Origin of the sequence: Alteromonas sp. 07-89-2, assembly GCF_013113925.1 — a bacterium.
In the GTDB taxonomy this organism is placed as follows: domain Bacteria; phylum Pseudomonadota; class Gammaproteobacteria; order Enterobacterales; family Alteromonadaceae; genus Alteromonas; species Alteromonas macleodii.
In genome coordinates this window covers 51,676-64,321 of the sequence record NZ_VTYM01000010.1, presented here as the reverse complement: position 1 = coordinate 64,321, position 12,646 = coordinate 51,676, and the positions used below count along the sequence as shown (strand labels likewise).

General features: G+C 43.4%; 8 protein-coding genes and 3 tRNA genes. 8 read left to right on the top strand and 3 right to left on the bottom strand.

Annotation, left to right across the window (positions count from 1 at the left end):
* The first annotated feature begins 12 nt into the window (after window positions 1-12).
* Window positions 13-1,881, top strand: a complete 1,869-nt coding sequence (locus tag F0261_RS09005) for a CocE/NonD family hydrolase (RefSeq protein ID WP_171337779.1) — start codon at window positions 13-15, stop codon at window positions 1,879-1,881.
* Window positions 1,882-1,941: 60 nt separating this feature from the next.
* Here F0261_RS09005 and F0261_RS09000 read toward each other — a convergent pair whose 3' ends face one another.
* Entirely contained in the window at window positions 1,942-2,844 is a 903-nt protein-coding gene (locus F0261_RS09000) for a LysR family transcriptional regulator (protein WP_014949246.1), read from the bottom strand.
* Between the two features lie 231 nt (window positions 2,845-3,075).
* On the opposite strand from F0261_RS09000, the gene F0261_RS08995 reads away from it, so the two are divergent.
* Window positions 3,076-3,525, top strand: coding sequence for a MaoC family dehydratase (locus F0261_RS08995; RefSeq protein ID WP_014979137.1), 450 nt, complete (start codon window positions 3,076-3,078; stop codon window positions 3,523-3,525).
* Between the two features lie 274 nt (window positions 3,526-3,799).
* Here F0261_RS08995 and F0261_RS08990 read toward each other — a convergent pair whose 3' ends face one another.
* Both F0261_RS08990 and F0261_RS08985 read right to left on the bottom strand, forming a co-directional pair.
* Entirely contained in the window at window positions 3,800-3,964 is a 165-nt protein-coding gene (locus F0261_RS08990) for an entericidin A/B family lipoprotein (RefSeq protein WP_171337778.1), read from the bottom strand.
* 17 nt (window positions 3,965-3,981) lie between these two features.
* Window positions 3,982-4,968, bottom strand: coding sequence for a mechanosensitive ion channel family protein (locus F0261_RS08985; RefSeq protein WP_014979138.1), 987 nt, complete (start codon window positions 4,966-4,968; stop codon window positions 3,982-3,984).
* Window positions 4,969-5,389: 421 nt separating this feature from the next.
* On the opposite strand from F0261_RS08985, the gene F0261_RS08980 reads away from it, so the two are divergent.
* The 6 genes from F0261_RS08980 to F0261_RS08955 all read left to right on the top strand — a co-directional run bounded on the left by F0261_RS08980 (window position 5,390) and on the right by F0261_RS08955 (window position 12,643).
* On the top strand, window positions 5,390-8,095 hold the full coding sequence (locus tag F0261_RS08980) for a TonB-dependent receptor (protein WP_171337777.1): 2,706 nt from the start codon (window positions 5,390-5,392) through the stop codon (window positions 8,093-8,095).
* 190 nt (window positions 8,096-8,285) lie between these two features.
* On the top strand, window positions 8,286-8,588 hold the full coding sequence (locus F0261_RS08975; protein ID WP_014949251.1) for a 4a-hydroxytetrahydrobiopterin dehydratase: 303 nt from the start codon (window positions 8,286-8,288) through the stop codon (window positions 8,586-8,588).
* Window positions 8,589-8,789: 201 nt separating this feature from the next.
* A tRNA-Met gene (locus tag F0261_RS08970) sits at window positions 8,790-8,866 on the top strand.
* Between the two features lie 53 nt (window positions 8,867-8,919).
* A tRNA-Met gene (locus tag F0261_RS08965) sits at window positions 8,920-8,996 on the top strand.
* Between the two features lie 52 nt (window positions 8,997-9,048).
* Window positions 9,049-9,125: transfer RNA gene (locus F0261_RS08960), tRNA-Met, on the top strand.
* Window positions 9,126-9,307: 182 nt separating this feature from the next.
* Window positions 9,308-12,643 (top strand): MHYT domain-containing protein, encoded by a 3,336-nt coding sequence (locus F0261_RS08955; protein ID WP_171337776.1) that lies wholly within the window; start codon window positions 9,308-9,310, stop codon window positions 12,641-12,643.
* Window positions 12,644-12,646: the final 3 nt, after the last annotated feature.

The following is a 12,646-nucleotide window of genomic DNA, read 5'->3' as shown; positions in this document are numbered from 1 at the left end:
AAAGGACAGAAAATGAAGGTGGTAATGCGCAGCATAATGCTGGTGGTACTTTTGTTAACAACAACGTATGCATTCAGTGAACAAAGTGAAACCGATGCTAGGGAAGCCTATATAAGGGCAAACTACACGAAATACGAATACCAAATTCCAATGCGTGATGGCGTAAAACTGTTTACATCGGTCTACGTGCCAAACGATAGAAAAAACGCTTACCCTTTTATGATGCAGCGTACGCCTTATCGCGTTGCTCCTTATGGTGTAAGTAAGTACAAAAAGCGTTTGGGGCCGAGCGAAGCTTTCGAAAAGGAAGGTTTTATTTTTGTTTTCCAAGATGTGCGTGGCAAATTCATGTCTGAAGGAGAGTTTGTCAATATGCGTCCTCAAGACGCTTATAAGCGCGGTAAAGATGCTACGGATGATGCTACTGATACCTATGACACTATTGAGTGGCTTGTAAAAAATGTTGAAGGCAATAACGGTAAAGTGGGGATGTGGGGCACATCGTATCCTGGCTATTACACTTCAGTCGCCTCTATAAATAGTCACCCTGCGCTAAAGGCTATTTCTCCACAAGCTCCAATTGCAGATTGGTTCTTTGACGATTTCCATCGAAATGGGGCGTTCGTGACCCCAATGGCGTTTATATTTTTCGACACGTTTGATAAGCAGCGTGATGGCACGTTTACATATTGGCCAGAGGGCATGCAATCAGAAACGCCAGATGGTTACCAATTCTTTAAAAATTTAGGGCCGCTTTCCAATGTTAACGACAAGTACTTTCACGGTGAACGACCATTTTGGAATGAAGTTATTCAACACCCTAATTATGACGACTATTGGAAGTCACGAGATGTATTGCAACATTTATCTAAAACCAAGCCTGCGACGCTGGTTGTTGGCGGTTGGTACGACACCGAAGATTTATACGGCCCGCTTTACACCTACCAAACCATGTCACATAACAACAAAAAGGATCACGTAAAGCTGGTGATGGGTCCTTGGTATCACGGTCAATGGCAGAGTGAAAAAGGTGGAACCGAACTCGGCGAAGCGCATTTCGGATTTGACACCAGCGCTTGGTTTCAAAAAGACGTGTTATTGCCGTTCTTCAAGCAACACTTGAAAGGGGCCAATGATGCAAACATTGCAACTGCAACTATGTTTGAAACGGGGAGTAATCGTTGGCGTCACTTTGATGTCTGGCCACCCAAAGATACATCTCAAAAAACGTTGTTCTTAGCAGGAAAGGAAAAGCTGGTTGAAAATGCAAATAACACCGGAAGCAGCGAATATGTGAGCGATCCGAACAAACCCGTTCCACACTCTGCAAAAATTAGCCGCGGGTGGGATAGACCCTATATGGTCGAAGATCAGAGGTTTGCAGCGAGAAGACCTGATGTGCTGGTATTCGAAACAGAAATACTAGAAAACGACCTCGCTATCGCTGGCGCCATAGACCTAAATTTGTGGTTTTCAACAAACAAATCTGCTGCCGATGTAGTCGTAAAACTGGTCGATGTTTTTCCGTCTGTTGATGACAATGTCAATAAGGCGGATATGGAGAAAGGTAATCGCCATGAGTTGGTGCGTTGGGGCGTGTTACGCGGTCGTTTTAGAGAAAATATGAGTAAACCCAAAGCGTTTGTTCCTAATCAGCCAACGGAAATTGGCTTTGAACTTTACGATGTATTACATACATTTAAACGAGGACATAAGTTACAAATTCAAATACAAAGTAGCATGTTTCCGTTCCTTGATTTAAACCCGCAGAATTATGTTGAAAACATTTTCAACGCTAAAGAGAGCGATTTCACCAGAGCATTCCACACGATTTATCACAATGATGAGCATCAGAGTTCGATAAGCTTCAACGTGCTGTAAGTTTAATTTACTCAAAAGTAAAAAAAGCCCTGTTTAAACAGGGCTTTTGCTTTGTCTATGTTAGTGAGGTTTATAGTTGCTCGCTACTTCCATTATTTGTTCACGCATCCACATATGAGCGTGATCATGGTCGGCGCTTACATGCCAATAAAGGAAATACTCTACAGGCGGTAAATCAAAAGGAACCTCGTACAACGCAAGATCGTAATGTTTAGCAAGGTGATACGGCAGGCACGCGATTAGGTCTGTCTTTACTATCGTACTTGGTACGGTTAAAAAATGTTGACCTCGCATAACTTCCTTGCGTCTTTTGCCCATTTTATCTAACGCAATATCTATTGGACCCACACCAGATTTTCGCTGTGACACATTAATATGACCTAATCGTAGAAAGGTATCTAAGTTAAGCCCGTTTTTGAGCGCGGGGTGATTTTTACGCGCTAACACAACAAGTCTGTCTTGGGCGATTTTTTCTTTACACAAATGAGGGTCTGTAAATGTCGATGCATCTGAGTAAAAGTCCAACGTGCCCGATGCCATCGCCGAAACAACTTGGCTTCTAGGAATCTCGTAGTTGGTTAACCCGATATTTGGCGCCAGATTCTGCAAACGTGAAATGAGTCGAGGCATAATGCTTACTTCAAGCAAATCACGACTGGCAAAATTAAAGGATTTCTCGGCTGTGAGAGGGTCGAATGTATGACTTTCTTGCACACTTCTACGTAGTAAGGCTAAGGCTTGTCGAGCTGGAACAATAATATTTTGCGCTACGGGGGTAGGCGTCATACTGTGGCCAGTACGAACGAACAGCGGGTCGTTAAGCATTTCTCTTAGCCTTGCTAAAGAGTTACTTACCGCTGGTTGAGTAATGCATAAGACATCTGCTGCCTTGGTTAAGCTTCCTGCCGTGTAAATGGCGTCGAATACTGCAAAAAGGTTCAAATCGATTCTATTGAGATTCATAACTAATCCTTTAAGAGCGAGTGCCCTGAAAAAAGCCAATAGATGAAGAGGCGCTAGTTTGTATCACGGTACGTTTAATAGAAAACTGTGATCCAATGCTACATAGCATCTACGAATAATTTACGTTAGTGTAACAAGAATATTTATAAATACCTATTATTAAAAGTTAATTGAAACATTCAAGGTAATAATAGTAGTTTTATCGTCAATAAATGGAGATTGGACTGAAAAATGAGAACACTTTTAGACTTAGCAGTGGGAGATACCCTTGAACAACCTGAATGGCTGACGGTTACGCAGGACATGATCAATCAGTTTGCAGACGCCACCGGCGATCACCAATGGATACATTTAGATGCTGCGCGCTGTGAAAAAGAAAGCCCCTTTAAAACAACAATTGCTCACGGCTTCTTGACTGCCAGTCTCATGCCTAAAGCATTCGCTGAAGTGATCGAGCCAAGCGAACGTATCGCGTCTATGATTAATTATGGCATTGATAAGTTACGTTTTCTTGAACCAGTAAAAAGTAATGACGCCGTTAAATACCAATTCAAACTTGTCGAAATCACTGAAAAGGCGCAAGGGAAGCTTTATAAAGTAGAGGCAAGTTGCCTGCTTAAATCGAATGGGAACCCTGCGCTAATAGGTGGCTTTCTCATGCTCGCGGTGCTTAAGCCTTGATAGATTGCTGTTTTACGCAGTAAAAGTGGCCGTACAGACTATTACGGCATATTGCCGAATGCGTATTACGATGCGTGTGCTACGTCGTTGTCTAGTTGATATGTCGCACCGTGTATTGCAAAAACATCGTGCCACAAAATTAAAAAGCCTGAGATGCTGGCGTTTGTTGACCTTTGATATATAGCAAAGATCAACAGAGCCTTGTTTAGCAATCGTCAGGCTTTTACCTACACAGTCAAACTTTATCGGCAAGACCTATGTCGACAGAAACGAGTTAGTTAGACGCTTCCTCGGCACCTTCTTCAATGGCTTCTCCAGCACTTTGAATATCTTTACCGGCCCCTTCAACTGTTGCACAACCGCCTAAACTCCCAAAACCGGCTGCGAGTATAAGTACTAAAAAAGCATGTTTAAGTGTTTTTGAATTTAACATTTCCATTTGCATCTCCGTTAGTTTCATTCTTCTGCGGGTAGCTCAGGGTTATCACCCGCTTTCACATCAGACTGCTCAGTTGATGAATTTGTATTACCTTTACTTGAACTTCTCTCATCCTGCTTTTTAAGCATGCTATTAAGCTTATCTCCCCCTTTGGCATTGAAATCCAATGTTCTGATAGGGAAAGGAATAAGAATATCGTTTTCTTCTAATACCGTTTTTACTGTACTGATCGCGTCGTGGCGTACGACCATAAATCCAGGCTCTCCTGGATATCGAATCCAAAACCACAGTAATAGGTTGATACTTGAATCGCCAAAAGACTCTGCGTAAACCGCGGTCTCTTCTTTTTTGATGACATAATCTTTTTCATTCATAGCATCCGTAATAACTTTAGCGGCTTCTTCTATATCATCAGCATAAGAAATGCCGACAGGGATCTCTATTCTTCGATAACCAAGATATGAATAATTGGTCAATATATTTCGGAAAAGAATCTTGTTGGGTATAACTTCAAGTTGACCATAAAAGGTTTCAACTAAGGTGTTTCTAAGGTTTATTTCCTTTACGTTACCAAATACACCTTCTGCCTCAATGACGTCACCAATTTCAAAAGGTTTTCGAATTCCCATGGCCACACCGGCAATGAAGTTTTCCGTCATGTCCTGAAACGCAAAACCAATGGCCAACCCGACGATACCTGCGCCTGCAAGTAAAGAGGTAACAGTACCTTTGAGGCCAACAAAGTCTAGCGCAATGAAAATTCCCGCTATTAAAACGATAGATTTGATTATGGAGGTGAGGAGGCTTGCAATTTGTCGAGACTCAAACGTTCTACGCATAATCTTGCCAGCAACGTTGCCGATCACTTTGGCGATAATGCCAAAGGCTATTGCAATAAAAAATGCGACAACAATGTTAGGAAGAAGCGTAATGCCACCTTCTACCCAAGACTCTAGTTTTTCGCTGAGTAATTTATAAACCTCATCTATTTTTGGAAACTCCATAGACCTCGTACACCTTCATATAAAGTGTTCCTGATGTTTCAAGAATCATTCCTTTCAAAATAATTATGTAACGTGTTGAAAATTCGAGGGTATGCCTGATTATTGAGGTGCGCGATCAATCAAGCGTAATGAACAAATTTCCCATATTGGGAAACATATTCTCAATTGGGATGTTGCTAAATTCGTTGGAGAGCTTCCAATTTATCCCAAAGGATATCTGGTCAGACCATGTGTAAAATTAATGTAAACATATTATTCACAATAAATTTACAAAGGTGAAATTCAAGCATAGTATCAATTGCGTAGGTCAATATTTGTTCATGGCCTCAGACAATAACAACACGAAATCGAACAGCCTGTTGCTAGCGGAAAGTGTGGGTAGTAATGCCGGTAGTGATAAGCCCAGATTTGGAATCACACTATGAAATTTAAAACGCGTAAGACAGCAGTGGCGGCAATGGTCGGTACTGCTTTATTTTGCTCTCCTTATATCGCATCAGCCCAAGAAGCAGACGTTGAAAGTGAGCAAGAAGCTAAGAAAGACGTAGAACTCATTTTGGTTACCGGTAGTTTTGTTCGCCGTAGCGAAAACTTTGAATCTCCTTCTCCACTAGCCGTGGTAGATAGCGTGGCTATCGACGCGATTGGCGCAAAGAATATTGCGGATATAACACAAACCCTCACTATTAACACGGGGGCTGAAAACAACCCAGATGCATTTACGCAAAACGCAACAGCGGGTACGTCGAATATTAACCTTCGTGGTTTAGGCGTAGCGTCTACTCTGGTTTTACTTAACAACAAGCGTCAGGTCGTTACAGCGCAACCAACGAACGAAGGCCTGAACTTCGTCGATACCAGTTCGCTCGTGCCGATGATTGCCATTGATCGTATGGAAGTGGTTAAAGATGGTGCGTCGGCTCTGTATGGTTCTGATGCCGTTGCAGGTGTCGTTAACTTTATCACCAAACGCAATTATGACGGAGCAATGGTAAGCCTTGACTATCAAGATGGTGCGCATGGAGACAACAAAGAATACATTTTACAAGGTTTATGGGGCGCAACCGGAGATAACGGAAGCGTACTAGCGGCGATAAGCTATACCAACCGTTCGCCGCTTTTTCTCAGCGATAGACGACTAAGTCGTCCCCAAGACGATACAAGTGCTCTGGGTAACCCAGGCTCTTTCTTCTTAAATATTCCAGGTGCAGGGGCACTGCCCATTATCGACCCGTACGGGTGTGAGGAGTTTGGTGGTGCACCCAATTTACTTGCGCCAAGTGGTACAGTGCCAGGTTTAGAAATTGGTTTTTGTGGCTTTGATTTCGGTAAATTCTATTCATATGTTGCCGATGAGAGCCGAACAAATGCTTATGTACGTGCTGACTACGAGTTCGATAACGATATTACATGGTCGGCTGAATTCAGTTTAGCGAGAAACCGTGCTGAACGTGGTGGAGCACCGAGCTTCCCAATTTTAACCTCTCCAATTGTTCCTGATTATCATCCACAGAATCCATTTGGTCAGCCTGTCGCTTTCTTCGGCCGCGCTGAAGGTAACGGCTTCCCTGGTGACCCAGCTAATACCGAATCAGACACCTTTCGCTTTAGCACCAGTTTACAAGGTGTGACAGACACTGGGTTCTGGGAAGTAAGCTATACACGTGCGGTTAACGATTTTGTATTTAGGGTTCCTGATGTACTAAATACCGAGTTCCAGCTTGCGCTATACGGCCTAGGTGGCTCTAATTGTGACCCTATCGCAGGAACGCCAGGGGTAGGGGATTGCGAATTCTTCAATCCATTTGCAACGTCTTACACAACGGCACCTAACTCTGATTACGTGGTTAGCTCCTTTACGGGAACCGAAGTGATTGACTCTAAAGCTGACCTTGAGGTTTTCGAAGCGTTTACATCGTTTGATGTGTTCGAAATGGGCGGTGGCTTTGCGGCGTTAGCATTGGGTGTTCAATATCGTGAAAACCAGCTTAGCCAAGATTACGATGACCTTGCTAACCAAGACAGTTTCACATTCGTTATCGGTAACCCTGATATTGATGGTAGCCAGGATGTATGGGCAGCGTTCGGTGAACTTGCATTACCAATAAATGACGAATTAGATGTTCAGCTAGCGGTTCGTTATGAAGATTACGGCGGTACCATTGGAAGTACGGTGGATCCAAAGTTAGCGATTTCGTGGCGTGCGACTGATGAGTTTTCACTTCGCGGCTCGATATCTACGTCGTTTAGAGCGCCAACAGTGTTCTTAGCACAAGGTGGCGCAACGTCGTTGCAACAGCTTATCGACCCCGTTCAAGGTGCTACGGCATTTGTGGCTGTTAGAACATCGGGTAATGAAGAGCTAAAACCTGAAGAGTCGACAGCCTATAATATTGGCTTCTCATACGAGCCGTTCAGAGATTTCTCTGTTGAGGTTGATTATTGGAATTTCGAGTTTGAGGACTTGATCATTCAAGAGAACGCGCAGGCGGTACTAAATGATGATCCGACTAACCCAGACCGCGTTATCCGTGCTGGAGACCCGCTGACTGGGCCTGTTCTTCAAGTAAATAACACGTATGTTAACGCGAGTTCTTTGGAAACATCGGGTATTGATTTTGTAACCAGTTATAAAATAGAGACAGACTTCGGTAACTTTACACCTACGTTGAATGCGACCTACATCACTAAGTATGACTTGATGGACCCACAGGCAGGAAACATTGATGGTGCAGGACGCCGTAACTTCAATAACATTGGTGTGTCTTCTCCTGAATTGCGCGCGAACTTGGGGCTGGCTTGGCAAAACGATATCCATGCAGCCAATATCTTCCTTCGCTACATCTCATCATATGATGATGATCAAAATTGCGCGGACGGTACTGCAAACGTGGGTGGCTGTTCAGGTGGCTTTTACGAAGTGGATAGTCACTTGACGGTAGATGCTCAATACAACATCGACTTAGGTGGCTTATATGATACAGAACAAAGTTATGTGTTGACGTTAGGCGCAATTAACATGTTCGACGAAGAGCCTCCACAGCTATTCACTAACAGCGGGTTTGACTCTAAGGTTCACGATCCACGAGGTCGTCAAATCTATGCGCGCTTAGCTATCGAGTTCTAATCTGTTAATAAGGTAGAAGTATAGCCACCCTTTGACTATAAAAGTTGAAGGGTGGCTTTTTTGTAAACCTTAGCCTCCACTCCTCTTTGTGATTTTGTCTCCAGTCTCTTCTAATGTTAAACCAATCGATTAAAGTATCTCGTAGTAGGTAAGACTTTTACGTAATCATCAGTGATTGAAGGAGATAAGAATGGCAACGAAGCTGTCTGATAATGAAATTAACGAAAAATTGAAAGCGCTCAACGAACTGGTTTCCGATGACACACCATGGGAGCAAAGTGGAGACACTATCAAAAAGACGTTTATGTTTAAGAGCTTTATCCGAGCTTTTGGGTGGATGTCTCAAATTGCGATTTGGGCGGAAAAGCTAAAACATCACCCGGAGTGGTTCAATGTTTATAATAAAGTAGAGGTAACATTGACTACGCACGACGCTGGTGGGCTAACAGAATTAGATTTTTCGTTGGCTGAAAAAATGGAAAAATTTAAATAGCTTGAATCAACGTGTGTAAATAGGAGCTAAAAATCGGTTAATTCGTATTAACTTTGTTCATGTTGGTCAATTAAACCGCTAACAGTCAGAAAAATGAAATATTTCGCATGCTGGTACTTGTGTTGCGAAAGTCCCTATGTATAATACGCACCACGTTGAAGCGAGGCATTAAATGAAGCGCTTACAACAATAATTTTCTGGCGCGGGATGGAGCAGTCTGGTAGCTCGTCGGGCTCATAACCCGAAGGTCGTAGGTTCAAATCCTGCTCCCGCAACCACAGAAAATAACCAGAATTTCAAAGCATTGCAAAGGCAAGCTTTACCGTACAAGCGCGGGATGGAGCAGTCTGGTAGCTCGTCGGGCTCATAACCCGAAGGTCGTAGGTTCAAATCCTGCTCCCGCAACCAATTTGAAAACCAGTATTACAAAGCATTGCAATCGCAAGCTATACCGTACAGTCGCGGGATGGAGCAGTCTGGTAGCTCGTCGGGCTCATAACCCGAAGGTCGTAGGTTCAAATCCTGCTCCCGCAACCACTTTAAAAACCCAGCTTTTGCTGGGTTTTTTCTTTTCAGCAAAAAAACACTTTGACTTCTTGTTTTACACGATAATCTTGAATTAATTGCTACGAATTGATAACCGCACTTCATATGTGAATGTGCTAAGTTATAGCTGTCGCACCATTAGAAATTAGATTAATAGGTAGTATGGCCGCGTTATGATATCCCGTTTTTTTACTTTTGAAGAACACGCCACCTTAATAGAAGGTGCTTATCATGTTCCTTTGGTCATTCTATCGCTTATTGTGGCTGTGTTTGCTTCATATATGGCGTTTAATGTGGCAGTGCAAGCCGCGATCACCGAACACAAACTTCGACGAAATACCTTATTAGGCACCGGCAGCGTTGCATTAGGCGGTGGTATTTGGTCTATGCATTTCTTAGGGATGACCGCTTTTGATTTATGTCTGCCCGTTGACTATGATCCACTCATTACTGGGCTCTCTGCCGTTCCCGGGTTTGCCGCTGCTTGGGTGGCGCTTCACCTTTTAACTAAGTCCCGTATTAGCCTCGCTGAAATAATGATAGGCGGTGTACTGGTAGGTGCCGGTATTGGCACCATGCACTATAGTGGTATGGCCGCTATGGAAATGGCACCGCTTCTTCGTTATGACCTCGGTATGTTTGCTCTTTCTATTGTGGTAGCTGTGTGTTTAGCCATGCTCTCGCTGTGGATTAAATTCGGCATTACAGCTGCTACGAAAAGTAAAAAGCTGTTAGGAAAACATGTATTACTTGCAAGTATCGTCATGGGACTGGCTATTTCTGGTATGCACTATACGGGGATGGCGGCAGCAAGATTTGTATTGCCACCAGGAATGGAAACGTCGAACCAGTCGTCAGATATTGCTGTTTTTCTAGCAATTTCGATTGCTATCGTTACGTTGGTATTAATTACCACGGTATTGGGCATTAGTCTTCTGTTTAAATATCGCGATGTAATGGTACGCGCCATTGAAAGTGAGCGAATTCAAAGTGCTATCACCGATACCGCGGTCGACGCCATTCTGACGGTAGATGAAAAAGGCATTATCAAAACCGCTAACCCCTCCGTTGAGCGTATCTATGGCTATACCCAGCAAGAAATAATTGGTATGCACGCATCTGAGATAATAACTCCTGAAAGACGCCATTTATTCGGTGATGACTTCTTCAGTCAGCGAGTAGTGCCAACTGTGCAAATTATTGGTACGGGAAGAGAAGTAGAAGTACTTCGCAAAGATGGTGAGCGTATACCAGTGCGCCTAGGTGTCGGCTACACAAAAATTGATGGAAAACCCGTTTTTGTCTCTTTCGCTTCTGATTTACGCAAACGCAAGGAAATGGAAGATGCATTGCGCGAGAGTGAAGCTAAGTTTAGAAGCCTTATCTCTAACATTCCCGGTATGGCTTATCGCTGTTTAAGTATGCCAGGGTGGCCCATGGTATTTATTAGTGATGCAGTAATAGAAGTAACCGGATACCCGCCTGAAGATTTTATACTGCCTAATCCGAAGCGCTCTTTCGCCGATCTTTACCATCCTAGTGATGTAGAGCGCCTATCATCTATTAGTCCTGATGAAGGCGCATTTTCATATGAATATAGAATTGTCGCGAAATCTGGAGAGGTGAAGTGGGTTATCGAGCATGGAGTGCAGGTTAAAGACGATGATGGCATGGTACTCTATGTAGACGGCTTCATATCTGACATAACACATAGAAAAGTGATGGAAAATGAACTAAAAGCGGCGAAGGAAAATGCTGAGCAAGCTGCCGCTGCGCGCACCGCATTTCTTGCTAATATGAGTCACGAAATCCGTACGCCTATGAATGCAATTATAGGTTTTAGCGACCTTATGTTGGGAGAAGCGCTACGCGAAGAGCAGAAATCTCACTTAACCACGATAAACCGTTCTGCACGCTCATTGCTGCATCTTCTTAATGACATACTTGATAGTGCGAAGTTAGATAAAGGCAAGCTTGATTTAGATTATCGCGATTTCCTTATTCGCGAAGAGTTGGATTTGGTTATTTCAACATTTTGGTTAGAAGCCAAACGCAAAAAAGTTGGACTTGTACTTAATGTCGATGATTCGGTAGCTAACGGATACAGAGGTGTACCGGAGCGAATGCGACAAGTACTTAACAATTTGATAGGCAACGCCGTTAAATTCACTCACGAGGGTGAAGTGACTATTAATGTCAAAAGTGATGAAAAGTATGTCTATTTTGACGTGACAGATACCGGTATTGGTATGACGCAAGAGCAAGTAGAAAGAGTATTCGATCCGTTCTCTCAAGCAGATGCATCGATGAGTCGAAAGTACGGCGGCACAGGGCTGGGTACAACTATTTCCAAGCAGTTAGTTGAACTGATGGGCGGTAATATTTGTGCAACTAGCGAAAAAGGTAAAGGAACGACCTTTACTTTCAGGCTTCCTCTAGAAGTTGTAGAAATTGATGATTATGTATCTAGTGAGCTCTCATCGAAAGCAGTACGCATTGAAACCTCGTTAACCGTACTGATTGTTGACGATGTGCAGCAAAACCTTGAGTTGCTTTCGTTGCTGCTAAAACGCGCTGGCCACAATGTAGAAACGGCAACAGATGGACAGATTGCATTAGATAAAATGCGCGCTAAGTCGTTTGACGTGGTGCTGATGGATTTACAGATGCCTAAGTTAGATGGCCTAGAAGCAGCCAAAAAGCGTCGAGAGTTTGAAAAAGAAAATAGCTTACCACCTACGCCCATTATTGCGCTGACTGCTAGCGTGTTAGTACAGGACAAACATGCCGCGCAGCAGGCGGGAATGGAAGGGTTCGCCAACAAGCCCGTCGATTTCCCTCAATTGATGGACGAGATTGCTCGCGTGCTTAACATAGATACGCTTCAGGTCGACTCGGTACCAGACACATTAGAAGTAAATGCCCCAGCATCTGCGCTTAAAGTTGATAAAAACGTGTTGGATTTGAAGAAGGCCGTCGATTTATGGGGGAGTGAAGAGGCCGTCCTACAAGAGGTGGATAAATTTTCTACTACCTGCAGGGATAAAGTCGACGACTTAATGGGGGCTGCAATTCGCGAAGACTATAAAGCGGTTGCTGCACTATCACATGGTTTAAAGGGTACATCGGGTAATCTTTGCTTAACCACCTTCTATCATACGACCAGGGAGATTGAAGCTCAGGCTCTAAAGTCAGAGGTGAATATTGAAGACGTTAACCGTCTTCGTGATGCCTTAGATAAAATCGAGTTGATGCTTAGCGAATCGCCACTGTATGCCGAAAATGCCATTAATGAAAGTATCGATAATGCATTGCTGCTGAGTCATTTGGAGGCTATGCTCGATAGTGTAGAGCAAAACATGGTAGATGAAGATGAATTGTCATTTTTACGCGAAGTTGGGTGTTCTAGTCACAAAGAACAAATAACTCAAATTCTCTTAGATATCGATGATTTCGAGTTCGAGTTGGCGCATGAGCGCATCTCTACATTGATACAAGAATTAAAGTAGTCA